Source organism: Bradyrhizobium sp. Ken51 (assembly GCF_055807435.1).
On the sequence record NZ_JBVVPB010000018.1, the window covers coordinates 13,703 to 37,569 of the forward strand.

At 61.8% G+C, this 23,867-nt stretch carries 25 protein-coding genes and 1 tRNA gene; 13 read left to right on the top strand and 13 right to left on the bottom strand.

The window, feature by feature from the left end; all coding sequences use genetic code 11:
• Nucleotides 1–114 precede the first annotated feature (114 nt).
• On the bottom strand, nucleotides 115–954 hold the full coding sequence (locus AC0L27_RS26860) for an SDR family NAD(P)-dependent oxidoreductase (protein WP_354205854.1): 840 nt from the start codon (nucleotides 952–954) through the stop codon (nucleotides 115–117).
• 195 nt (nucleotides 955–1,149) lie between these two features.
• On the opposite strand from AC0L27_RS26860, the gene AC0L27_RS26865 reads away from it, so the two are divergent.
• The 9 genes from AC0L27_RS26865 (at nucleotide 1,150) to AC0L27_RS26905 (ending at nucleotide 12,800) form a co-directional block, all read left to right on the top strand.
• A complete protein-coding gene (locus tag AC0L27_RS26865) occupies nucleotides 1,150–2,115 on the top strand; it encodes a sensor histidine kinase (RefSeq protein WP_275168660.1) in 966 nt (321 codons plus the stop codon).
• 208 nt (nucleotides 2,116–2,323) lie between these two features.
• A complete protein-coding gene (locus AC0L27_RS26870) occupies nucleotides 2,324–4,060 on the top strand; it encodes a putative bifunctional diguanylate cyclase/phosphodiesterase (protein WP_354064520.1) in 1,737 nt (578 codons plus the stop codon).
• 220 nt (nucleotides 4,061–4,280) lie between these two features.
• The gene (locus AC0L27_RS26875; protein WP_354205851.1) at nucleotides 4,281–5,465 is read left to right on the top strand and encodes a substrate-binding domain-containing protein; all 1,185 of its coding nucleotides are present in this window, start codon (nucleotides 4,281–4,283) and stop codon (nucleotides 5,463–5,465) included.
• Nucleotides 5,466–5,629: 164 nt separating this feature from the next.
• Nucleotides 5,630–6,406 carry an ABC transporter ATP-binding protein gene (locus tag AC0L27_RS26880; protein WP_275168664.1) on the top strand — a complete coding sequence of 259 codons (777 nt, stop codon included), beginning with the start codon at nucleotides 5,630–5,632 and terminating at the stop codon, nucleotides 6,404–6,406.
• Nucleotides 6,403–7,125 (top strand): ABC transporter ATP-binding protein, encoded by a 723-nt coding sequence (locus tag AC0L27_RS26885; RefSeq protein ID WP_275168666.1) that lies wholly within the window; start codon nucleotides 6,403–6,405, stop codon nucleotides 7,123–7,125. The genes AC0L27_RS26880 and AC0L27_RS26885 overlap by 4 nt, the downstream gene beginning before the upstream one ends.
• Nucleotides 7,122–8,132, top strand: coding sequence for a branched-chain amino acid ABC transporter permease (locus tag AC0L27_RS26890; protein ID WP_027566072.1), 1,011 nt, complete (start codon nucleotides 7,122–7,124; stop codon nucleotides 8,130–8,132). Before AC0L27_RS26885 ends, AC0L27_RS26890 begins: the two co-directional genes overlap by 4 nt.
• Nucleotides 8,129–9,214 (top strand): branched-chain amino acid ABC transporter permease, encoded by a 1,086-nt coding sequence (locus tag AC0L27_RS26895; protein ID WP_473320820.1) that lies wholly within the window; start codon nucleotides 8,129–8,131, stop codon nucleotides 9,212–9,214. Before AC0L27_RS26890 ends, AC0L27_RS26895 begins: the two co-directional genes overlap by 4 nt.
• Before the next feature lie 136 nt (nucleotides 9,215–9,350).
• Nucleotides 9,351–12,461 carry a bifunctional diguanylate cyclase/phosphodiesterase gene (locus AC0L27_RS26900; RefSeq protein ID WP_473320821.1) on the top strand — a complete coding sequence of 1,037 codons (3,111 nt, stop codon included), beginning with the start codon at nucleotides 9,351–9,353 and terminating at the stop codon, nucleotides 12,459–12,461.
• A gap of 262 nt (nucleotides 12,462–12,723) precedes the next feature.
• A tRNA-Arg gene (locus AC0L27_RS26905) sits at nucleotides 12,724–12,800 on the top strand.
• Nucleotides 12,801–13,362: 562 nt separating this feature from the next.
• On the opposite strand, the gene AC0L27_RS26910 is transcribed toward AC0L27_RS26905, so the two are convergent.
• The 5 genes from AC0L27_RS26910 to AC0L27_RS26930 all read right to left on the bottom strand — a co-directional run bounded on the left by AC0L27_RS26910 (nucleotide 13,363) and on the right by AC0L27_RS26930 (nucleotide 16,076).
• Complete coding sequence (locus AC0L27_RS26910) at nucleotides 13,363–13,617, bottom strand: hypothetical protein (RefSeq protein ID WP_473320822.1); 255 nt, start codon at nucleotides 13,615–13,617, stop codon at nucleotides 13,363–13,365.
• A gap of 25 nt (nucleotides 13,618–13,642) precedes the next feature.
• Entirely contained in the window at nucleotides 13,643–13,903 is a 261-nt protein-coding gene (locus AC0L27_RS26915) for a hypothetical protein (protein WP_473320823.1), read from the bottom strand.
• A gap of 754 nt (nucleotides 13,904–14,657) precedes the next feature.
• A complete protein-coding gene (locus AC0L27_RS26920; protein WP_473320824.1) occupies nucleotides 14,658–14,921 on the bottom strand; it encodes a hypothetical protein in 264 nt (87 codons plus the stop codon).
• Complete coding sequence (locus AC0L27_RS26925) at nucleotides 14,918–15,460, bottom strand: hypothetical protein (RefSeq protein ID WP_473320825.1); 543 nt, start codon at nucleotides 15,458–15,460, stop codon at nucleotides 14,918–14,920. The genes AC0L27_RS26920 and AC0L27_RS26925 overlap by 4 nt, the downstream gene beginning before the upstream one ends.
• A 307-nt stretch (nucleotides 15,461–15,767) precedes the next feature.
• Entirely contained in the window at nucleotides 15,768–16,076 is a 309-nt protein-coding gene (locus tag AC0L27_RS26930; RefSeq protein WP_473320826.1) for a hypothetical protein, read from the bottom strand.
• Nucleotides 16,077–16,154: 78 nt separating this feature from the next.
• Here AC0L27_RS26930 and AC0L27_RS26935 point away from each other — a divergent pair, with 78 nt between their 5' ends.
• Nucleotides 16,155–16,400, top strand: coding sequence for a helix-turn-helix domain-containing protein (locus tag AC0L27_RS26935; RefSeq protein ID WP_304550148.1), 246 nt, complete (start codon nucleotides 16,155–16,157; stop codon nucleotides 16,398–16,400).
• A 180-nt stretch (nucleotides 16,401–16,580) separates the two neighbouring features.
• Complete coding sequence (locus AC0L27_RS26940; protein WP_473320828.1) at nucleotides 16,581–17,138, top strand: thermonuclease family protein; 558 nt, start codon at nucleotides 16,581–16,583, stop codon at nucleotides 17,136–17,138.
• Between the two features lie 595 nt (nucleotides 17,139–17,733).
• Here AC0L27_RS26940 and AC0L27_RS26945 read toward each other — a convergent pair.
• Entirely contained in the window at nucleotides 17,734–18,510 is a 777-nt protein-coding gene (locus AC0L27_RS26945; RefSeq protein WP_473320829.1) for a hypothetical protein, read from the bottom strand.
• A gap of 58 nt (nucleotides 18,511–18,568) precedes the next feature.
• Between AC0L27_RS26945 and AC0L27_RS26950 the strand changes: the two genes are divergently transcribed.
• On the top strand, nucleotides 18,569–19,192 hold the full coding sequence (locus tag AC0L27_RS26950; RefSeq protein ID WP_473320831.1) for a hypothetical protein: 624 nt from the start codon (nucleotides 18,569–18,571) through the stop codon (nucleotides 19,190–19,192).
• Nucleotides 19,193–19,201: 9 nt separating this feature from the next.
• Nucleotides 19,202–20,065 carry a DUF4339 domain-containing protein gene (locus AC0L27_RS26955; RefSeq protein ID WP_473320832.1) on the top strand — a complete coding sequence of 288 codons (864 nt, stop codon included), beginning with the start codon at nucleotides 19,202–19,204 and terminating at the stop codon, nucleotides 20,063–20,065.
• A 1-nt stretch (nucleotide 20,066) separates the two neighbouring features.
• Here the strand turns inward: AC0L27_RS26955 and AC0L27_RS26960 are convergent, their stop codons facing one another.
• The 6 genes from AC0L27_RS26960 to AC0L27_RS26985 form a co-directional block, all read right to left on the bottom strand.
• Nucleotides 20,067–20,330 carry an HGGxSTG domain-containing protein gene (locus tag AC0L27_RS26960; protein WP_473320834.1) on the bottom strand — a complete coding sequence of 88 codons (264 nt, stop codon included), beginning with the start codon at nucleotides 20,328–20,330 and terminating at the stop codon, nucleotides 20,067–20,069.
• On the bottom strand, nucleotides 20,242–20,775 hold the full coding sequence (locus AC0L27_RS26965) for a hypothetical protein (RefSeq protein ID WP_473320836.1): 534 nt from the start codon (nucleotides 20,773–20,775) through the stop codon (nucleotides 20,242–20,244). Before AC0L27_RS26965 ends, AC0L27_RS26960 begins: the two co-directional genes overlap by 89 nt.
• Nucleotides 20,776–20,927: 152 nt before the next feature.
• Nucleotides 20,928–21,938 carry a tail fiber protein gene (locus tag AC0L27_RS26970; RefSeq protein WP_473320838.1) on the bottom strand — a complete coding sequence of 337 codons (1,011 nt, stop codon included), beginning with the start codon at nucleotides 21,936–21,938 and terminating at the stop codon, nucleotides 20,928–20,930.
• Entirely contained in the window at nucleotides 21,939–22,343 is a 405-nt protein-coding gene (locus tag AC0L27_RS26975; protein WP_473320840.1) for a ribbon-helix-helix domain-containing protein, read from the bottom strand.
• A 225-nt stretch (nucleotides 22,344–22,568) separates the two neighbouring features.
• Entirely contained in the window at nucleotides 22,569–23,309 is a 741-nt protein-coding gene (locus AC0L27_RS26980; RefSeq protein ID WP_473320841.1) for a sulfite exporter TauE/SafE family protein, read from the bottom strand.
• A gap of 204 nt (nucleotides 23,310–23,513) precedes the next feature.
• The gene (locus AC0L27_RS26985; RefSeq protein WP_473320843.1) at nucleotides 23,514–23,837 is read right to left on the bottom strand and encodes a YnfA family protein; all 324 of its coding nucleotides are present in this window, start codon (nucleotides 23,835–23,837) and stop codon (nucleotides 23,514–23,516) included.
• Between the last annotated feature and the right edge of the window lie 30 nt (nucleotides 23,838–23,867).

Sequence of the window (23,867 nt, forward strand, 5' to 3'; positions counted from 1 at the left end):
TCGCTCTCGTAGGGTGGGTTAGCCGAAGGCGTAACCCACCTCTCGGTGTCCGCAGTGACAGAAGTGGTGGGTTACGCTTCGCTAACCCACCTACGGCTTCGTCGCCCGTGGCGCCTACGCCCTCTGATCGAACGCCTTGCGCAGAGCCACGTAGCCCTGCTGCTGCTGGCTCCAGTTGCGGCCGCCGGTCATCGCGCCGTCGATGACGAGGTCATGGCCGTTGATGAAGCTGGACTCGTCGCTGGCCAGGAACACGGCGGCATGGGCGATGTCGTCGGGAAGGCCCGCGCGCGGGATCGGCTGCGCAGTCTTGTAAACCTCGCGCATCACCGCCGGCGTCTTCTCCGCCGCGTCGGTCGAAAGCCCGAGCGCCTTGCCGAAAATGCCGGTCGCGATGGCGCCAGGCGAGATCGAGTTGACGCGGACGTTGGATTCGCCGAGCTCCATCGCCACGCATTTGGTGAGATGAATCACCGCCGCCTTGGCCGCACCATAGACCATCGAGGACGAGAAGCCGGCGAGACGGCCGGCGATGCTGCCATTGTTGATGATGCTGCCAAAGCCCTGCTTCTTCATGTGGGGCGCGGCGTGCTTCATGCCGAGCATGACGCTGCGCAGCAGGGTCGCCATCGCCGCGTCGAAGCGCTCGACCTCGAGGCCTTCGATGCCGCCGGTCTGCGCCGGACCGCCGGCATTGTTGAACAGGCAGTCGATGCGGCCGAATTTGTCCACCGCGAGCGCGATCAGCGCCTGCATCTGCGCTTCGACCGTCACATCCGTCTGGCGGAAGACGCAATTCGGCCCGAGCTGCTTCGCCAGCGCCTCGCCTTCCGGTATGCGCCGGCCCGCGATCACAATTTTGGCACCTTCGGCAACGAAGACTTCAGCAGTCCGCAACCCGATCCCGCTCGTCGCGCCCGTGATCACCGCGACCTTGCCATCCAGCCTGCCCATGGAATGTCCCTGTTTTCGAACCCCTTGACGCCAAATGGCGGACACCAATCGACGACTGCGCCGCGACGGTCGGCGCCGCAGCAGGCATTATTCCTGCCGACTTCCGACAAGGCAAGCTTTGCTTGGGGCCGGCGACATGCGTAACATTCCTGGCGACCGCTCGATTGTCGAACGCATATCGCGACCGGACTGCGCATGGGGAAGCTGATCGACGAATTCCGCAAGGGCTGGCACGGCGCAGCACCGCCGTCGCTCGGCCTGAGCCTTGCGTTTGCGGTCGCCTGCCTGCTGGTTGCGACGCTGGCGCGCTGGGCTCTCGCCCATGTGCGGCCCGACGTCTATTTCACGCCGTATTTCCCGGCCGTGTTCTTTGCGGCCGCGTTCGGCGGCTTCCGCATCGGCATCATCACGGCGCTGGTCGGCGGCGTGCTCGGCGTCGTCGTGAATTTCGGCGATGCCTTTGCCGATAACGCGCGATTCGCCCTGCTGGCGCTGTATTGGACGGTCTGCGCGCTCACCATCTGGGGCGTCGAGCACTATCGCTCGCTCCTCGTCGAGCAGCGCCGGATTTCCAGGCGCCTGATCGAGGAAGAAGACTACCGCAAGCTGCTGGTCGACGAGCTCCAGCACCGGCTGAAGAACAAGCTGTCGACGGTGCATGCTGTGCTGCATCAGGTGCTGCACGATCAGCCGCAAATCTGGGCCCGGATCGATCCGCGGCTGCGGTCGCTTGCCGCGACCGACGATTTGATCTCGCGGATCGACAAGGCCGGCTGCGACATTCGCGACCTCCTGATCTCCGAGCTCGGCCCTTATGGCCATGTCCGCTTCACGCTCAACGGCGAACGGCTGTTCCTGCCGCCGAAGCTTGCGGTCACGCTGTCGCTAATGTTTCACGAGCTCGCCACCAACGCAGGCAAATATGGCGCGTTCTCCGCGCCGCGCGGGTTGTTGCAGGTGTCATGGACCGTCAGCGACGACCGTCTGACCGTGACCTGGGATGAAACCGAGGGCCCGAGCGTCGACAAGGTCTCCGAGCCAGGTTTCGGCACCAAGCTGTTGAAGTCGGCGCTGTCGGCCTTCGACGGCAAGACGGAGGTCTCCTATCTCAGGACCGGACTCCATTGCACCATGCAATGCCGTATCCCCAAGGACGGTTAGACACGGCGCAAACGAAACCCGTTCGCGCGCGTCGTTCGCGGTTTCGCCGAGCGCGTTGACGCCCTGTTAATGACGATGGGCTGCGCGCGTCGCATCGCCGCAAAACACCACCGTAATTCTCCGGACCCCTTAACCAAACTTAAGAGGGAACCGCGCAAGATCGCGGCCATTGCAAAGTCGCGCTGAAACAACAAGATTCATGACTTCTATGAACGACAACAAATATTCCGGCGCGAGTGAAGCCGAACTCGGATTCCTCAAGGAAATCGTTAGAATGCTGCCTGCCGGCTTGACCGTGCAGGACGCGCAGGGCGAACTTCTCCTGGTCAACGATGTCGCGGCCGCCCAGCTCGGCATGGACGGCAGCCGCCCCTCGCGCGATCTCGCATCGCGCCTGGAAGCCTGCCGGCAGGCCCTGAGCTCCGGCCAGGCGGTCGTCGCCGAGGAAGCGCTCCACGACGGAGCCGCACGCCAGGTGCTGCTGACCACTCATCGTCCGATCCGCCTCGACGGACGCGAGCTGCTGATCTCGGCCTCCTCCGACATCACTGAGCAGAAGAATTTCGAGGACCAGCTGTTCCGCTCGGCCTATTTCGACGAGCTGACCGGCCTGCCCTCGCGGCGCGTTATCGAACATCGCGCCACCAGCCTGCTCGCGCAGGGTCGCGTCGGCGAGCGCTTTGCGCTCGCCTTTCTCGACGTCGACAATTTCAAGCACATCAACGACTATTACGGCCACGCGGTGGGAGATGCGCTGCTGGTCGAGCTGTCGAAGCGGCTTGGACGCGGCTTGCGCGATTCGGACATGCTGTCGCGCATCTCCGGCGACGAATTCCTGCTGCTGCTGTCGCCGATCCAGAGCCAGGAGGAAGTCGCCGAATTTATGCAATCGACGCTGGAGCGGCTGACGGCGCCGTTCTTCATCGACAATTCGGAAGTGTTCGCCTCAACCTCCGTCGGCATCAGCCTCTACCCCGATCACGGAAGTAGCTTCGAGACACTGCGTCAGAACGCCGACATCGCGATGTACCGCATCAAGAATGACGGCAAGGGATCGGCGGCCTTCTTCGACTCCAGCATGGAGCGCGAGGCGCTGGCGCGAATGAAGATCGAGCAGTCGCTGCGGCTCGCCATCCTCGAGAAACGCTTCTGCTGCGCCTTCCAGTCCAAGGTCGACATCCGCACGCAGGACGTGAAGGGGATCGAGGCTCTGGTACGGCTGCGCGACGACGAGGGCGTGATCCAGGCGCCGGGCTCGTTCATCAATCTTGCCACCGAACTCGGATTGATCGACGAGCTGACTCATCTCGTGCTCGCCGAGATCGTCAAGTCGATCGACCTGATCAACGAGACGTTCGGTGCGGAAGCGACCATCAGCATCAACGTCGCGGCCAAGCAGGCCGGCAACCCCGAATTCATGCGCAGCTTCGCCCAGGCGCTCGACGACACCGGCTTTCCGCAGCGCTTCATGATCGAGGTGACGGAAGACGCCTTCGTCGCCAAGAATCATTTCCAGGCCGAGATCCTGCCGATGTTCCGCAAGCTCGGCGTCGCCATCTCGATCGACGATTTCGGCACCGGCTATTCCTCGCTCTCGGCGCTGGCCGACATCACCGCGGACGAGATCAAGATCGACCGGTCCTTCATCACCGATATCCATAAGCGCCCACGCAACCAGGGCATCCTGCGCGCGATCGAATCCCTGAGCGAAGCGCTCGGCATGACCGTGATTGCCGAAGGCATCGAATCCTACGAGGAGCTCGCCTACCTCCAGGCTGCGACCAAAATCCGGTACGCGCAGGGCTATTATTTCTCACGGCCGATCTTCCTGGAGGAGCTGAAGCTCGCAACGCCCATCTCCAGCGAAGCACGCGCCGGCGTCACAAACCGCTCGACCCAACAGAACCGGCAGGGCTATTCCCGGGCGAACGGATACAGGCGGTAAGCCCCGGCCTTGATCGTTGATTTCCAAAGCTTGAGCAGCCCGTTCCACGGGTGAGGTCAACAATTGCATCTGCCGATTTCCTCGGCAGAAGCGATCCGGCGCGGCCGGGCGGGACAATGTCACACATGCCCTTCGCGTGGTCCCGCCGGAAGGTGGAATTGCAATGTCTGCACGGTTGTGCAAATCGCTATGGCCAAAGAATTTACCAGGAGGGACCATCGTGCGCCGCTCGCTCATCTTAACAACAACCATCCTCGCCCTCGCCGCGGGCACGTCCGCACAGGCCGACGATCTCAAGGTCGCGCTGATCTATGGCAAGACCGGCCCGCTCGAGGCCTATGCCAAGCAGACCGAGACCGGCCTGCAGATGGGTTTTGAATACGCCACCAAGGGCACCATGACGCTCGACGGGCGCAAGATCGTCGTCATCACCAAGGACGACCAGGGCAAGCCGGATCTATCCAAGGCCGCGCTCGCGGAAGCCTATCAGGACGACAAGGCCGACATCGCGATCGGCACGACCTCGTCGGCCGCGGCGCTCGCGATCCTGCCCGTCGCCGAGGAAAACAAGAAGATCCTGATCGTCGAGCCCGCGGTCGCGGATCAGATTACCGGCGAGAAGTGGAATCGCTACATCTTCCGCACCGCGCGCAACTCGTCGCAGGATGCGATCTCGAACGCGGTCGCGATCGGCAAGCAGGGCGTCACCGTCGCGACGCTGGCGCAGGACTACGCCTTCGGCCGCGACGGCGTAGCCGCCTTCAAAGAGGCGCTCGGCAAGACCGGCGCGACGCTCGCCGCCGAAGAATATGCCCCGACTTCGACCACGGACTTCACGGCGGTCGGCCAGCGCCTGTTCGACGCGCTGAAGGACAAGCCGGGCCGCAAGGTGATCTGGGTGATCTGGGCCGGCGCCGGCAATCCGCTGGCAAAACTCCAGGACATGGATCCGAAGCGCTACGGCATCGAACTGTCCACCGGCGGCAACATCCTGCCGGCGCTCGCCGCCTACAAGGGCCTGCCCGGCATGGAAGGCGCGACCTATTATTTCTACGAGATCCCGAAGAACCCGGTGAATGACTGGTTCGTCGCCGAGCACCAGAAGCGCTTCAATGCACCGCCGGACTTCTTCACCGCGGGCGGTTTCGCCGCCGCGATGTCCGTCGTCGCCGCGGTCACCAAGGCGAAATCGACCGACACCGAGAAGCTGATCAGCGCCATGGAAGGCCTGGAGTTCGACACGCCGAAGGGCAAGATGATGTTCCGCAAGGAAGACCATCAGGCGCTCCAGAGCATGTATCACTTCAAGGTCAAGGTCGATCCGAATGTCGCCTGGGCCGTGCTCGAGCCGGTGCGCGAGCTGAAGATCGAGGACATGAACGTTCCGATCAAGAACAAGCGGTAGGTGCTTCTTCACCTCTCCCGCTTGCGGGAGAGGCCGGGAGAGGGCTCTGTCCTCTTGGGGGCTCTCGATTGCGGAGACACCCTCTCCCCACCCCTCTCCCGCAAGCGGGAGAGGGAGCGCGGCGCGATCGCGGAAATATTCCTCTCTCACCATTTGCTAGACCCATGACGCTGACCCTTGAAACCCGCGACCTCACTATCCGCTTCGGCGGCCATGTCGCGGTCAACAGCGTCACCTGCAGTTTCCGGCCGGGCGAGCTCACCGCCATCGTTGGGCCGAACGGCGCCGGCAAGACCACTTATTTCAACTTGATCTCCGGTCAGCTCCGCGCATCGAGCGGCAGCATCCTGTTCGACAGCACCGACATCACCCAGCATTCCGCGCCGATGCGGACGCGTGCCGGCCTGGGGCGCGCCTTCCAGCTCACCAATCTCTTTCCCAATCTCTCGGTGGAGGAAAACGTCCGCCTCGCCGTGCAGGCCGCCGACGGCACTCACTACGACATGCTGCGGCCATGGATGGTCCGCCGCGATCTGATCGCCCGCGCCGATGCTATTCTGGATCAGGTCGCGCTTGGCGGCCGCCGTGGCGTCGCCGCGACCGCACTGTCGCATGGCGATCAGCGCAAGCTCGAGGTCGCGCTGATGATGGCGCTCGAACCGAAGGTGTTCATGTTCGACGAGCCGACCGCAGGCATGAGCATCGACGAGGTGCCGGTCGTGCTGAACCTGATCGCGCAGCTTAAGCAGGACAAGAGCAGGATCATTCTCCTGGTCGAGCACAAGATGGATGTGGTGCGATCGCTCGCCGACCGCATCATCGTGCTGCATAACGGGCAGCTTGTTGCGGACGGCAGGCCTGCCGAAGTGATCGCGTCACCGATCGTGCAGGAGGCCTATCTCGGTGTCGCGCCCAAGAATGTTGCAGGGAGCGCCGCGTGACCGATCTATTGAGGCTCTCCGGGGTGCACACCCATATCGGCCGCTATCACATCCTCCAGGGTATCGATCTCGCTGTCGCGCAGGGGCAGACCACGATGCTGCTCGGCCGCAATGGCGCCGGCAAGACCACGACACTGCGCACCATCATGGGCCTCTGGAAGGCCTCTTCCGGCGAGATCAGTCTCGCCGGCGAGCGCATCGAGAGCCGTGCGACGCCCGACATCGCGCGGCTCGGCGTCGGCTACGTGCCGGAGAGCATGGCGGTGTTCTCCGACCTCACGGTGAAGGAAAATCTCGTGCTGGCGGCGCGCGACGGACCGCTCGACGACGCCCAGCTCGACTGGATTTTCGGCTTCTTCCCCGCGCTGCGCCGGTTCTGGCTGTCCCGCGCGGGAAGTCTCTCGGGCGGACAGAAGCAGATGTTGTCGATTGCCCGTGCCATCGTCGAACCGCGCAAGCTCCTGCTGATCGACGAGCCGACCAAGGGCCTGGCTCCGGCAATCGTGATGGCGTTGATCGAGTGCCTGAAGGAGATCAAGCGCAAGGGCGCCACCATCCTGATGGTCGAGCAGAATTTCTTTGCCGCCCGCGAGCTCGGCGACGACGTGCTGGTGATGGACAACGGCACCATCGTTCATCGCGGCGAGATGGCGGCCTTGGCCTCCGACGTGCCGCTGCAGGAGCGACTGCTCGGTCTGAGCCTGGAGACGCATCAATGACCGAGCTCGCCGCAACCGATCCGCTGCCGAAGCCGAAGCGCGACATCGCGCCGATCCTGCTGCCGATCGCCGTCGCCCTCGTGATGATCCCGCTGATCGGCTCACCCAGCACTTGGCTGACGCTGACGGCCGCGAGCCTCGCGATGGGCATGATGATCTTCATCATGGCCTCGGGGCTCACGCTCGTGTTCGGCCTGATGGACGTGCTCAATTTCGGCCATGGCGCCTTCATCGCGGTCGGGGCCTATGTCGCGACCCTGGTGCTGGCGCCGTTCGCGGCCTCCCTCCAGGCTGATTCGCTGTGGATCAACCTCGCGGTGCTGGCGCCGGCGGCCTTGCTGTCGATGGCAGTGTCCGGCGCGCTCGGCCTGATCGTCGAGCGGGTGCTGATCCTGCCCGTCTACGGCCAGCATCTGAAACAGATCCTGATGACGACGGGCGGCCTGATCGTCGCCGAGCAGACGCTCTATGCGGTGTGGGGGCCACAGATCATCCCGACACCGCTGCCGACGTCGCTGCGCGGCTCCTTCATCCTCGGCGACGTCGCGATCGCGAAATACCGCGTGCTGGCGACGCTGATCGGCCTCGCCGTCTTCATCGCGATCCAGCTCGTGCTCAACCGGACCAAGCTTGGCCTTCTGATCCGTGCCGGCGTCGAGAACCGCGAGATGGTCGAGGCGCTCGGCTATCGCATCCGCCGTCTGTTCCTCGGCGTGTTCATGACGGGATCGGCGCTGGCCGGCCTCGGCGGCGTGATGTGGGCGCTGTATCGCGAGCAGGTCCACGCCTCCATGAGCGACGACCTCACCGTCCTGATCTTCATCGTCGTCATCATCGGCGGCCTCGGCTCGATCGGCGGCTGCTTCATCGGCGCGATCCTGGTGGCGATGATTGCCAATTACGGCGGCTTCCTGGTGCCGAAGCTCGCCCTCGTCTCCAATATCCTGCTGATGGTCGCCATTCTGATGTGGCGGCCGCGCGGCCTCTATGCGGTGACCAGCCGATGATGATCCTGTCAGGCGATCCGCCGCGCAGCCGCGTGCTCGCGCTCGTTCTCGTCGTCATCATCCTGGCGCTGGTGGCGACGCCGTTCCTGTTTCCCGGGGCGAAGGCACTGAACGTTGCGGCCAAGATTTGCGTCTTCGCCGCGCTCGTCGCCTCCTACGATTTGCTGCTCGGCTATACCGGCTCGGTGTCGTTCGCACACACCATGTTCTACGGGATCGGCAGCTACGCGATCGCGATCGCGCTGTACGGGATGGGCCCGAATTGGGGCGCGGTTGCAACCGGCATCGTGGTCGGCCTGCCGCTTGCCGCGCTGCTTGCGCTTGCGATCGGACTGTTCTCGCTGCGGGTGGCCGCGATCTTCTTTGCCATGATCACGCTCGCGGTCGCATCCGCCTTCCAGGTGCTGGCCTCGCAGCTGTCCTGGCTGACCGGCGGCGAAGACGGACGCAGCTTTCAGCTGCCCGAGCTGCTCAGGCCCGGCACGGTGCTGATCTCGAAGAACGTGCTCGGATTCGAGGTCAACGGCCGCATCCTGACCTATTATCTGGTGTTCGCCGTCTCGACCCTGATGATCCTCGCTTTGCTGCGGGTGGTGAACTCGCCGTTCGGGCGCGTGCTGCAGGCGATCCGCGAAAACCGCTTCCGCGCCGAGGCGCTCGGCTTCCGCACCGTCTTCCACCTGACCTACGCCAACTGCATCGCCGCACTGGCCGCCGCCGGCGCCGGCATTCTCAATGCATTGTGGCTGCGCTATGCCGGCCCCGATACCTCGCTCAGCTTCTCGATCATGCTGGACATTCTGCTGATGGTCGTGATCGGCGGCATGGGCACGATCTACGGCGCAATCATCGGGGCAAGCATCTTCATCCTCGCCCAGAACTATCTGCAGTCGCTGATGGGCGTCGCCTCCAAGGCGGCGTCGGAAGCCGGCCTGCCGCTGCTGCCGGGACTGTTGCATCCCGACCGCTGGCTGCTGTGGCTCGGGCTGCTCTTCATCGCCAGCGTCTACTTCTTTCCGACCGGCGTGGTCGGACGGCTGCGCAGTCTCGGCGGCGACAAGAGTGCGGGCAGCTCGCATTAACGCGCGATTCATGATGCAGCGCAGCGGCTCGCTGAACACGATTGCGATCACGCAACGAGATTAACGCTCAGGTAACTGGCTTTCCTAAGCTTTACGCCATTTGTGTGGTGTATCCCTGTCCCTCCAGGGAGGGGGAATGCGCCAGGTCTTTGCAGGGATTGCAGCCGGAATGTTCCTAGCCGCGAAGCACGGCTGGGAGGCGGCCATTCGGCGCGGACCGGTGCTGTGGCTCACCCTGTGCGGCGTGTTGCTGGTCGCCGGGATCTTCGCCGTGACCGCCATGGCCGTCGGCGAATTTCGCGAACGTACCCTGGTCAACCGCGAGCGCGAGCTGGAAAATACGGTGCAGCTGATCGCGCGGCACTTCGATCAGCAATTCGAAGACTCCGACGTCGTCGCTGCCGATGTGATCGGGCAGATGAATCTGCCGGAGATCAGTTCGGCCGCGATGTTCCGCGAGCGCATGTCCGGACCCGCGACGAACCAGATGCTGCGCAGCAAGATCGGCCCGGTGTCTTACCTCGGCGACATCGCGATCTACGATGCCGACGGCGAACTGATCAACTGGTCGCGGGCCCAGCCGCTGCCCAAGATCAACATCTCCTCGCGCGCCTACTTTCAGACCTTCAAATCGAATCCGATGGCCGAACCGGTGGCGCTGGAATCGGTCCGCAGCTTCATCATCGGAAAATGGACCACGATTGTCGCGCGTCGGCTGAGCGGCGCGGACGGCAGCTTCTTCGGCACGATGGTCCGCCGGATCGATCCGGACAGCTACCAGAACTATTTCGCGTCCGTTGCGCTTGCAGAGGGCACGGCGATCTCGCTGTTCGACCGCAATGGCAAGATGCTGTCGCGCTACCCGCATGTCGAAGAGCTGATCGGCAGGGACTTCAAGGACGCGCCGCTGATGCGCAAGATGCTTGCCGAAGGTGGCCGGCACACCCTGCGCGTCAAGGGCCCGATCGACGGCGACGAGCGCCTCGGCTCCGGGGCCTCGCTGTCGCATTTCCCGCTGGTCATCGTCGCGACCAACACCACGAGAGCCGCGCTGGCCGACTGGCGGCAGCAGACCGGCTTCATGGTCACCACCGCCGCGCTTTCGGCCACGGTGATTGCGCTGATCCTGTTTCTGATCGTTCGCCAGATCAACCGGCAGAATCGCGAGGCGCAGCAACGGCTGGAGGCGGAGCGCGGGCGGCTCGACACCGCCTTGAACAACATGTCGCAAGGGTTGATCCTGTACGATGCCGCCGGATTCATCGTCACCTGCAACCGCCGCTACGCCGACATGTTCGGCCTCTCTCACGATGTCATCAAGCCCGGCTGTCACATCCGCGAGGCGATGTATCATCGCAGGGAGCGCGGCGCGTTCGACGGCGATGTCGAGGCATTTTGCGCCGACGTCATGAGGATCGTCGCCGAGGGCACGGTCTCCACGAGAACCCATCAATTGCCGAGTGGCCGCGCTTTCCAGGTCATCAACACCCCGCTCGCGCAGGGCGGATGGGTGGCCACGATCGAAGACATCACCGAGCGCCGCAAGCTGGAGCAGGAACGCGACCGCAATTACATGTTCCTGCGCGAGATTATCGACCACATCCCGTCGCAGATCACGGTGAAGGATGCTCACACGCGGCGATATCTGTTGGTCAACCGGACCGCCGAAGAGCAATTCGGCCAATCAGGCGAAAACATCGTTGGCAAGACCCCCTTCGACATATACCCGGATGCCTCCGCCAAAATCGTCACCGACGACGATAGCAAGGCGCTGAAGGCGGGAGGGGGCTTGTTCAAGGACGAGCATGCCTGGCAGAGCCAGGCCAAGGGGCTGCGCTACATCACCTCGACCCGGATCGGAATCCGCGACGAATCCGGCGAGCCGCGCTACCTCATCAATGTGGTCGAGGATGTCACCGAACGGCGGCGCGCTGACGAGAAGATTGCGCATATGGCGCATTACGATGCGCTCACCGACCTGCCGAACCGGGCGCTGTTCCGCGAGCAGATCGAGCGTGAACTGGAGAAGGTCGGCGGCGGCAGTCAGTTCGCGCTGCTCTATGTCGACGTCGACGAGTTCAAGGGCATCAACGATTCGCTCGGTCATCACGTCGGCGACGAGCTGTTGAAGGGCATTGCGGCGCGCATCCGCGGCTGCCTTGGACAGGGCGACTTGATCGCGCGGCTCGGCGGCGACGAATTCGCGGTGATCCAGACCGGGATCAGTTCATCCGCCGACGTGGTATCATTCGTGACGCGGATCTTCGAGGCGATCCGCCGGCCCTATCACTGCTTCGGCCATCAGCTCTCCACCGATGCCAGCATCGGCATCGCGATGGCGCCGCAGGACGGCACCGATCTCGACCAGCTCATCAAGAATGCCGATCTCGCGATGTACGGCGCCAAGGCGGAAGGACGCCGCACTCACCGCTTCTTCGAACCGGAGATGGATGCGAGCGCCAAGGCGCGCCTGAGCCTGGAGCAGGATCTGCGCCAGGCGCTGGTGAACGGCGGTTTCGAGATCCACTATCAGCCGCTGGTCGACCTGCGCACCAACGATGTCACGGGCTGCGAGGCGCTGCTGCGCTGGCGGCATCCCGAGCGCGGTATGGTGTCGCCGGCAGAGTTCATCCCGATTGCCGAGGACACCGGCTTGATCAACGAGCTCGGCGACTGGGTGCTGCGCATGGCCTGCAACGAGGCCGCGACCTGGCCGGCGCATGTGCGCGTCGCGGTCAACGTCTCGCCGGTGCAGCTCAAATGCGAGACGCTGGCGCTGCGGATCGCCGGCGCGCTCGCGGATTCCGGACTTGCTCCGTGCCGGCTCGAACTCGAGATCACCGAGGCCGTGCTGATCCGCGACGACGAGGCGGCGCTCTCGATCCTGCACCAGCTCCGCGCGATCGGCGTGCGCATCGCGCTCGACGATTTCGGCACCGGTTACTCCTCGCTCAGCTATCTCAAGCGCTTTCCGTTCGACAAGATCAAGATCGACCGCTGCTTCGTCGCCGATATCGCCGAGGCGAGCGGCGCGCCCGTGATCGTGCAGGCGGTGGTGAACATCGCCGCCGCCAGCAACATGACCACGGTCGCGGAAGGCGTCGAGACCGAGGCGCAGCGCGAGATGCTGCGCGCGCTCGGCTGCACGGAGATGCAGGGTTATCTTTTCAGCAGACCGAAGCCGGCCAGCGAAGTGCGAAAGCTGTTCGGCCCAAACCATGCCTTGCCGGTGGCGGCGGTGGCCTGAGATGGGGAAGCCGGGGAAAACGTCAGCCAGACGGTCGACGTTGCGGATTCCTATGCCGTGCGGCTGACCGGCGTCGCCGCCTCCGAGGTGATCGGCACAATAAGCACTGGCAGGCCTTCTACGAGGCCAGGCGCCCTTGCCTCGCCGACCTCGGGCGGGACGGCGTGCCGGTTCCTGGCCGCGTCGCCCGCAAATCAGCCGAGCCGGAAACGGCGGAAGCGGTTGCCCGCCCCTCGCCAATCGGCTAAATGAACCTCGACTAGCACCCGTAGCTCAGCTGGATAGAGCGTTGCCCTCCGAAGGCAAAGGTCACACGTTCGAATCGTGTCGGGTGCGCCAGTGAAATCAGTTACTTACCCCGTTTCTCTGTTTTCGACTGCTAGCCGAGGTAAGCACTGGGTAAGCAGGCGCGCAATCATCTGACTGACATCGCGTCATCCAGCCCGGGTCGTTGCCTTCAATACGTCGTTGGCCGGACGATGTTCGCTTGTCTGACCATCGAGCCGCCCTTGGTGTGCGCCGGATACAGCAACCGAGGGGCCGACGTCAGGCCGGATTTGAGCAGCGGTAAGCCGCCTCAATTTGCGAGATCGAGCGCTCGTTAACCAGCCAGCGTGACACGAACAGGCCGCGGGTTTCCGCCTCCTGTGCACCGCCGTTCACTAACCTGGGTTAATCAATTTCAGAATTTTTTGGGGGGGGGTAATCTACTTAAATGGCGCCCAGCTCAGGCGGCGGCATGGTCGCTACATGTCTGATTCTGTATCTGCGCGCATCGAGCGAGTCTTCTGCGAATCTCGGGCTATTCGCGAGCAGCGGCGTGCATTGTGCGAGGAAAGCGAACGGGCAATTCTCGCACTAAGACGTTCGATCTTTGAGAGTGCTTCCGTTCGCGCAGAGATCAGGGCGCAGCGTGAGAACCGGAAAGAATAAGCCCGGGCTCTTGCGTTACCTGAACGGCTTCTAAGCGGCGGCGCTCGTTCGCTTGCGCCGCATCGAGGATCCGCTGCGCTTGCCGAGCCAACTTTTGGTAGTTTTCGGCAACCTTCCGAAGAGAGTCTCTGGTTTGCTGGTACTCGCAGTGGTCGGCCTTGGTGCGAAACTCCTCTGCACGCATAAGCCAGTACTTCGGCGAGTGCATTCGCTCCACGCCCATGGCCAATCCCCTTCAATTGGACCGTTCACTGATTAATGGACGTTGAGGCTATTTGGTTCCCTGCGTGCACCTGAGCGGGCACAGCCCGGCCGGGAGAGGCGGCCGCGTCGCGTTGGAGGATCGCGACTTCAACAAGTCGCTGATCCCTCGGCGCAGGGCTGCGGAGCAGCGCCAGCGATGCGGCGATCTGTTCCCGAGATCGGCGGAGCATTTCGACCGTCATCTGGTGGCTGCCGAATTGAGGCGGCGCGGCCGGATACGTCTCAAGTTGCTTGTTTGCGAGCATGGCAGGGTCCGCCTTTGCCATCTTAACCTAGGTTAAGGATCGCGTGGACACTGACCAAAAGTGAACTTAAGTCACCGCCGAATAGAATTTTGATAAACAGCCGGCAGCGGCGGATTGCGGGACGGCCCCCAAGAAGGACCCAGGCGCCCCCCTAGCGTGCCACTTGCCTCGGAATTGACTATCTATTCTCGTGGAACGAGCGCCTAGTGGATCCATCACCGGCCCATCACGGCCTCTATCGGTGACTGAGAGCCCCGTGCTCCCGCCATGATATGCGGAGCCATTTATGCCCATGCTCACCCCATCCCTGACAGAACGCCTCACCCAAATGGCGAGCGCCGCTCGCAGCCGGGCAGAGGCAACACCTCCGGGCCCCAAGCGGGAAGCTTTGCTAAAAGCCGCGCGCCTGAGTGAGAACGCCCTGCACATTCAGCAATGGCTGAGCTCCACGGGCTTGCGCAAGCCAACGTAACGATGGCGGCGCAAAGGCCCGCGGGTGAACCGGGGGGCCAATGCACGCAGAGGTGCACTGAAACTTCGCGCGCTTCTGTTCGTAGTATCAGTATCCGGGATTTTGTTGATCCCTCTCGGGGCTGGACTAAACCCATCGCCGCCGGGACAAGGTATTGTTTGCCCGGCGGCGCATTTGTGGGCCTAGAACCGATGTAGCCGCTGACCTAGCTCAGCAAGCCCCATGCTCAGCCGGAAGCAACGGCGAGCCCATCTAAGCCGCTGGAGTGCCCACAGGCTCGGATCAGTCGCATGTGGGCTCCCCATGCCAAGCGGCTCGGTAGTTACGCTCCAGCTTGTCCAGCATCTCGGACAGGTGAAACACGGCAAAGCACAGCTCTGGCCGTGTGCCGTCGTCTGCTTCTGAGATCATTTGCGCCGTGATCCTGCCCATCATCACGCAATGGCCGATCGGCGTCTCCAGGTCGCGGAAGGCCTTTCCGTGGAGCGCCGCTGTTTCTTCCTGGGTGATCGGCCGGGTGGGCAGCAGTTCAACGATGTTGCTCATGCCATTACCGCCAGAGTGAAAGCGCGGATCTCGCGTTCGAGCTCCTCGATCGGCTCCCGCTTGCAGAGCAGTTCACCATTGGTTGTGATGACCCTGCTCCTGACCAGAAGGCCGGGGAGCGTCTGCGCCTTGATGCGAAGGATCTTGCGCCCAATCTTCCTAGTGCGCCTGCATGCTTCGCACCAAGCTTCCCAAGCCTTACGGTAGCCCGTCTCGTCGCCCGCCGTTTCCCAGGCTTCGTTCCACTTGCGAAATTCTTCTTGGTTAGAGGTACGCCTGCGCTCTGTTTCGTCTGACCGATCGAGCCCCAATATCTCGCATCGGCGCATCTCGGTTGCCTCGAAGAGCCGATGGCTCCTACGGCGAAGCGGGATCTCTTTCCGAAGGAGCTGCTCGTACTCCCTCCCAAGCTCAATGAGGGCGGCGTCGGGGTCTGAAGATGTTAAAGCGACCTCCCTCACATTAGGCGCGGGAAGCTCCTCAGAGTGGGCGGGAATGGCGGCTCCGGCGAGCGTTGCAGCGCCAACGAAAACGTTCATGAGAGACCTCCTGCTGAACTGTGCCCCGGGTCCAGGAATGCTTGAGCCAGCGGATGGTTCTGGCCGTGCTGATCCGGGCTGGCATGCGCCGCGCCGGCTTTCCTGGTTGGGGGAAGATGATGAAAATAGTCCGGCGCCCGTGGCGCCCTTAGCTGCCGCGCTGCTCATGTTGCCTCTCTTGATAGACGTGAATGGTTCTTCAGACAGCCGCGGAGCAGAGTCCGCCCCGTGCTCCACTGCTGTCGGGGTTGGAAAGACAGCCGGTTGCTTCACCTCCTTCGGCTTGCCGACCAGACGGGTGGGCTTCTCAGAAGGCCGAGCGGCGCACGCCATCGCGGGCGGTGCCGTAGGGGGTGATGGTGGACATTGCGACGGGCAGCCCGTGGCGCTGCCGCCAAGCGCACTTCATCTCGGGAATCGTATCGGCGATCATGCGGACGGCGCTGCGAAGGGAACGAGGGCTAATCTCGCCCCAGGTCAGCATCGCCTCCCGATAGGCGAGCCCCTTCAGGACCCATATCTTCACTTCGCCGGTTTCCTCATCGATCAAGTTGCGGATGGTGAGGGTGGCCGCGGGCGCAGCTCCGCCGTTCACCGGGAAGGTGTTGTTTCTCATCTGGGTTGCCTTTGGGCTTCTGTCTTGATACAAAATGGATCATAGTCATGATCCAAAAAGTGTCAAGCGAGATTTGCAATGATTTCCATCGAACAGATAAGAGCGGCTCGCGGTCTGCTCGGCTGGTCTCAGACGCAACTGGCAGAAGCGGCGGAGCGTTCTCTACCCACAATCAAGCGCCTGGAACGTGAGGCGGAGGATGGCCCAGCTGTCTCCGACGATGTCCGGGAAGCGGTTCGGAGAGCGCTAGAGAAAGCCGGGATCGAGTTCATCCCCGAGAATGGCGGAGGCGCCGGTGTCAGGATGAAGAAGCGAAAGCGCTGATTTTTTATTCGGAAGTACCCCACCCCTTTTGGGGCCCCCACCTTCCTACTTGCGAGCCCTAAAAGGGCATTTCCGCGGTGTGCAGTCAGACGGAAATCCGGGCGAACTTACGCATCCCATAAAAGGGCGAATTAATTTGCACCGAAAATGCTCGATTCTCCTGTTTTCATAGGTCGAAAAATGACCTGGAAAATCCAAATAAATCGATTTATCGGCTCGGCGGCTGTCTTTTTCACTCTCCTCGCCACGGCGGCTCGCGCAGACAACATTGTCGGGCAGGCCAGCGTGATCGACGGCGATACGATCGAGATCCACGGCACCCGCGTCCGACTTTGGGGGATCGACGCGCCCGAGAGCACTCAGCTCTGCCGAAACGACGATAGCAACCTGTACCAGTGCGGAGGGACCGCAGCGGCGGCACTCGCCGGACTGCTTTGGGCCATCAAGCGCCCGGTTACCTGCGCTCCGGTTGCCCAAGACCAGTATGGCCGCACGGTAGCTACATGCTCACTCGGAACACCCGGCCCCGACATCGGACACTGGCTCGTCGCCAATGGGCACGCACTCGATTGGCCGAAGTACTCTAAGGGCAAGTACGAGGACGCTCAGCGGAGCGCCGAGAAGGCCGGCCGCGGGATCTGGGCCGGAAGCTTTGTCGAGCCTTGGCAGTACCGCGCTTGCGTCAAGGCTGGCGGCAGGCCGGCCACCTGTTCTGATGATGCGGCCGACCATCGGTGAACGCTAGATTTTGAGGATCTGCCGCACACGCGCCTGTTCTTCCGACCTCACCAATATCGGCAAGCGGGTTACTCCCTTCGCCCTTGCTACAGCTAGTCTGTGGTTGCCGCCGGCAACGGACAATTGCCCGTCCCTGGTGGGAACAAGCAGGGGCGGAGTCATTGGATTGCCTTCTGACCAATGCACTATAGCCCGGGCCGTTTTGTTGGGGTCTCCGACACTCCAGACTTGGGCAGCGGTTCGATGCCACCAAGGAGTAAGAGCTGCATCTATATTCGCCAGCGGGACATCGGGGATGACCGCACATTCATTCTCCTCAACGCTATCGGGATCCGCCCCGTCGAAAACGCGGTAGAAGTGCGCTGGAGAGAGATCCCACCATAGGTCAAATGTGGGCCAAGCTTCGGGTGGGCGCCCCTTAATCCGGTCTGCGGCGCTTCTGATTCTAGCCCTCTCTTGAGAGCGAGATTTTGCTTCTTCGTATGTGCAGTTCGTGTTCAGGATTTCTAGCATCTCTTCGGAGGTGAGGGGACGGCCAACTGTTGCATCAAGGAAAGCTTGCCGGTCTCTAACTTTTTTTGCCATGAGCGGGCTTCTACTTATCGCTAGGGTCTTCGAACTTAGGTCTTCCAATCTTCGCCGTGAGCTCGGCAACTCGCTTGTCATCTCTCGCCTTGATCGCCTTCCGAAGTTCCTTCAGATCGTCTACATCGAAGCCGGCGCCTCGGCGAGTCTTCCTAGGGGCAGAGGCCGTGGACGCCGGCCCCAGTCGCTCGCCAAACCTGCGTTTGGGTTTCTCTACAGTCCGACTGAGGCCAAGATTGTCCCAATTACCGGCCGGCTTCTTTGTCTGGCTCGGTCGCGGTTTGGGTGGCGGAAGAGGGCGCTTCAACTCCTCAAGCGTCTTAATTCCCTGCTCGATTACTCTTTCGGAATGCATCCCGCCGAAGGCCGGCTCCTCCCCGAGAACCTTGTGTGCCGCCAGGCGGAGCGCTCCTTTCACGATCACGTCCATCCCGTGATCACGAAGCCAGCGACGCTCCCGCCAATCATCGTCAGCCGAATAGTCCATTTCGGCTTCTGGCAGGCGTAGCGCTTGCTGCAATTCTGCGGCCGACATCCGCCGATCTGACTGCTTCTCGAACTTGTTGATCGCTTCCACGACGAGAGCAAGCCGACGGATGAGAAAGGCCGCCTCTGAATCATTGCCCGCCATCGTACGAAGCAGGGCAGCGGCGAATTGGGACAACGCACTCTGCACTTCGCTCTTCGTCCACTCAATCTGTCGATCGGCACGAGCGTGTGGGTTATCGCTAACGACCCTCAATTTGGGAGGCTTCTCGTCCCCGTTGTCATCGTGGTCGTCTGACACCGACGCTCCTCCTTACTCCTTGATTTACTTTACTAAAGCGATTTTACCCCGGTGCTTCTTGGCACAATCCATCTGGGAAGTGGCACTGCAGCCGGAACGGCTGCAGGCATTAGCTTCGCGTGCTCGGACAGGCGGAAAGCATCCAGAACCTCTTGCACTCATCTGTGAGTTGCGATTGTTTGTAACCTTTCTTGATGATCACCAGAAGAGACCGATGACCGAGATTCGCCCATATTACGCTGCACCGCCCCCTCCACTCACGGCCGGCGCCAGGTTTATCAGGGGATTTAAGCGGGTCGGAGCGGTGGTCGCTGGCTTGGTTTTGCTCATCGGCCTTTTCTTCTCGTATATGGTCGCCCGCGAGGCACAAGATCGCACCGAAAGACGCTTCAGTCAGGCAACCTGCATTGCTTCACTGGTGGGCAACAACCGCCCACTAGAGCGCAAGAGCTACGACCGTAATCAATACGACTACAGCGCGTCAGGTTGCCCAGGGTACTCTTTTGATTACGAGCCGATTAGCGCCGCCTTGGACGCCGCATCCGGCCGCGCCCCTGCGCCTCTGGAATATGCAATCGAGCCGTTTTCGATTGGAGCCGCGGTTTCGATTAGTCTTGCTGCGACAGCATTCCTTGGCTTCTGGATGCTCGGTTGGCTTTGCGCGGGCTTCACTCGCGACTGAGAGGTGAAAGTGACCGACGTGATTTGGCACGCGCTGATCGGCGACGAGGAGCACGGGCCGATGAGCCAAGCACAGGTGCTGGCTTATCTGCGCGGAGGAACCCTTACCGGGAATGATCTTGTCTGGCGTCCTGGCTTCGAAGCATGGCTTCCCCTTCGAGAAATCCAAGAGTTTTGGCGCCCTCCGGCGCGCAACCAGCCACCTAGATATGATGCGATCCATCAACCCAACTCAAGCAAAGCCCACGTTCTCGCTCCGCCCCTTATTCCTGTTGAAGTCGAAGAGTCGGGAAATCAGCAGGACGAGAAGTGGACCTTGTGGGGGGCAGCGAGCGCGGGCCTAGTGCTCTCGGCCGCCACGCTCGCAATCAGCGCACTCTCGAAGGACGGCTATAGTCTGGCTAGTTATGCTCACACTCCAACCGTCGAGAGCATGGCGTACCTATTCGGACAGCTATCGTTTGCTCCCCTCTTGTTCGTGGTGATTGCGGCAATCCGGAATGGAGTGAAAGGATCTAAGCTGCGCGCGTCCAGCGCAAGCGCAGTTAAACGCGCCCTAGTCTTCTTGGCCATTGCGATCTCAGTCGTGGCATCACTGAAACTCTACGGGGAATATTACTTTTCTAGCCAGGAAATCATTCGTGGCGAAGCTCGCGCCGACATCGTAAAGTCCTTCATGTCTGGCTGCGTTCGCTCTCAGCAAAATATGGCCGCTAATGCCGGCGCAACAGAGGCGCAGATCACCGGCTATTGCAATTGTCTCGCGCCGGCTCTCGGCTCTCTTACCTATAAGCAGATCGGGATGAGCAACGCCATGGACTACATAAAGCGAGCGATCGAGCCGGTGGTCCCATCTTGCCAGATGAGGCGCTAAGTCAGGACAAAGCCTCAGCCTCCGAAGATCCTGCCGTCCTGCGCATCTCCCTCAATAACGCGGCGACTCGTCGCCTTTCAGCTATGAACCGAGCCGAATAGCGTCCATGCTTGAATGCATTCTGGTTGCCCTTCGGGGCGCCCGGCGACAGGCCTCCGTGCATTCTGCAGCGACCATTAGGCATTGCCGGCGATTGGCAGGGCTTCCCGCTTCTGCTCTTCGTCTTCGCACCGCAGCGGGCCGCGTTCTGCATATCCAATAGCATGAGGTTGAGCCTCCAAATTTTTCGTAGACCCCCCCGGGGTCACCTGGCCGACGATAGCTTGGCCGCCCTGGTAGACGTGCACATGCTCAACCGTGACCTTCTGCTGGCCCCGGTTGCGGTGCTTTGCCAACGCTTCCACTTGCGCAGCATTGGCCCGCGTGAGCTTGGCTGCCTGGGTAAGGTTCATCTGCCGCCCCTCTAGCGATTGATCCGGCAACATCGCCCGGCGGTAGCATTCCATTGCTGCGGCATGAGAGGCGAAGAGCTGGGCGGCCATCATTCCTTCAATTACGTCCTGAGGGTTTACTCCGGTCAAAAACGCCAGATGAGAGAAATACTGCTTTTTTCTTTCTTCGACGTCCCTTGGATACTTCGCAGCGTTCAGGACTTGATTGCAGAGAGCTTGATTCCAATCGTCGTGGATCGATCCGCCCAAGTGCTTCAACAGCGGTTCGCTGTTGTCCAGCTCGCCCGGGAGCGGGCAATAAGCGACGTCCCCCCGCGGCTCGCTCGGGATAGCAGCGTTTGTCCGGTCTGGGTCAGGTCGGTCTTGAGCGGTTGCGAGGCCAGTTATCCGCTGGGATCTTGCCCGCTTCATCAGATGATCCTCAGGAGCTTGTTCAGGATGATGGTGGGCTGCGCAATGGCGAACGCGGTGCTCGTGCCGCCCTGTGCAGTTCCAGTGAAAGATCCAGAGGCTGACAGCGTCGCCCCATAAGCTCCAAGGTTGTTCGGATCACTCGGCGACTGCGCAACAAATATGGCCGATGCGCCCGCTTGATAACTAACTCCGGACCTTGCCAAGAGCGCCGTTCCAGAAACTGAAACACTTCCCGCGGGGGTGTAAGCCGGGAGGTTCGCAGTGATGAGTGCTTTGGTCTCCGTGCCGCCGCTGCCGCCCAGAGTCGTTGCGCCGCCCGTCGTGATGCTGGTGCTGCTCAGCCGCGAAGCCGCAGAACCTCCCATATCGTCTTTGCCCGCGACAACGCGCCCGCGGAGGTCGGGAATATTGAAGGTCGTGGAACCGTCGCCAGTACCGAATGTCGTGCTCACCAACCCGAAATAGGTGCTGTACGCGGCCCGGCTGATGGCCTGCCCATACGGCAGCACAAAGCTCGAATTGGGCGCGGTCGATCCGGTGAAATCCATCAGGGCGCCGATTGGCACGCTGTAAGGGTTGCTGAAAAAGCCTTGAAGGTAGAACGCGGAATCGCTGCTATTGTAGACCGCAACGTAAGGCGTGCCCTGGACCAGCACGCCAGCCGGTAACTCTACGCTGGGGGCAGATCGCAGGGGCTTTGCCCCGAGACCATCGACGTTGAGCGTAACGGCCGCCCCGCTGGTGGTGTGCGGAGTGAAAGCAACCATCTGGTTGGCGAGCCGAGTCAAATTATCGAACGTCTGGTAGCTCGTCACGGTAAAAGCCGTGCTTGTCCCGCCGGTCGCGATAGCTCCGGTGATGTCATCGCGCCACTTGGCAGCGGAAGCCATCAGAGCGCGGGCCGAGTCGTTAATAGAGCTAGGCGCCTGTCCTTCAGCGAAATTGACAGTGCTGTCCTGGGTGGCGTTGCTCGCCGCGGTCTGAGACCACCATGCAAGGCCGACCATCTAGGCGTGCTCCTGCGACTTGGCCACTACGGGATAACCCCGGACAACGCGGGCGCCATCGACGCGCAAGGCTTCGGGCTTCAATCGCCAGTGCTGCGCAGGGTCAAAGGGGTGGCTGTCAACGTTCTCGATCGGCACCCACTCGCCGCGCTTATCGGCGTCTGGTTTGAAGGTTAGGGTTGGGCCGTTTCCTAGTGCCTGAACGAGCTGACCATCTGAGACCAGCGCATATTGAGTCTCCGCGCCGAGAGGTATCCCTTCTTTCCGGAGACGTTCAATGACTGTCTGTCGAATAAACTCAGACCGCGACTGACAGCGCTGCTTCGCTGCCGTATCAATCGCCTCTGACAGGTTTGCCGGCGCACGAAATTGCACCAGCTGCTCGAAGTTCACGGGATCGTCCATCTCTCGTCCTCATGCAATTTGCATGCGGTTGTAAGTACGAAAGGCAGGCAAGCAGCGCCATTTCAAGGCTGCGGGTCCTGAGACTTAGGTGGAAGTTGCGGACTTTGCGGGGCGCATGCGCCCGCTCAACACTCACAAGCAGACATATTTGACGGGTATCGCGTCCACGAAGGGCCAAGGGGCGACCGCGCGCTTGGTTTCGAAAGGCCCTCCGTCTTGTCATCATCAATAAACGCCTATCAGCTTCAGCCCCGCGACGATCAGCACGCAGCCAAGAGCCTTCAGGATCACTCCCGGATGCCATCTGATGCCGAACGCCGTTCCAACAATTGCACCTAGGCCAGCGGCGACGGCGTAAATCCATAGGTCGGAGGGCAACGATTGCACTATGGCCACGTTTCCGAGCAGACCGGCAATCGAATTGCAAAGAATGAAGACAGCCGCGACGCCGGAAGCGGTACGTGCGTCGGACCATCCGAGAAAAAGCAGAAGCGGAGAAAGGAAGATGCCGCCGCCGGTGCCCGTGAGGCCGGAGAGAAAGCCGATGCCGATCCCACAAAGCACCCCAGCCCAAATCGGCGGATCGCGCGGATCGACGCTCGGCTTAAGCTCACGTGGCCACAGCAACCGCGCGCCGCCTAATATCAGCACAACGCCTACCAGGGGACGGTAGTACGCGCCTGGCAGGTGTACCGAGCCCCCTAGTGCTGCGAATGGTATCGCGCCAACCAAAAACGGCCAGAGCGTGCGCCAACGGAATAGACCAGCGCCCACAAAACGGAATGAAGTGAACGCCGATACCAAAATGTTGAGGGCTAGCGCGGTTGGCCTCATCACGGCGGGAGAGATGCCGAACAGCGCCATCAAAGCGATGTAGGCCGATGCCCCTGCATGGCCGACAGATGTATAGAGCACCGCACCAAAAAAAATGCAGGCGGCAAGCAGCAATACCGAAAGCTCAGGCATGGCACGACTCAGGTGGCGTTGAACTAAAACCCGAACCGTCGTGCCGGTCTGCTTCGCGGCTCTGCTTACGGCAGGCTGCGGGGCTGGTCTTTCCTAGACTAAACGCCTTGGAAAATCAAACTGACGCCGACGCCGATGCACTGCATAGGGTCCTCGACCGGTTGCGCGTGGCAAGTCAGCTATGGGCCACAAGTGTCTCACCGCTTAACTGCGTGGGCCCCAGAGGATAATAGCGGCTCCAACAAGACATATGGACGCTCCGGTTAGGTCCCACCTGTCGGGGCGTATGCCTTCAATTGCCCAAAGCCAAGCCAGCGAAGCTGCGATGTAGATGCCGCCGTATGTTGCATATGCGCGCCCTGCGGCGTCGCTTTCAACCAAAGTCAACAAGTAGCCGAATGCGATCAGGGACAATAGTCCGGGACACAGCCACCAGATGGGCTTCTGAAGACGTAGCCAACCCCAGAAGGCGAAGCAGCCCGCGATTTCGGCGACAGCTGCACTGACGTAAACAATGCCGGTCTTCATAGAGTTGACGTTTCCACAAGACCCGCTGCT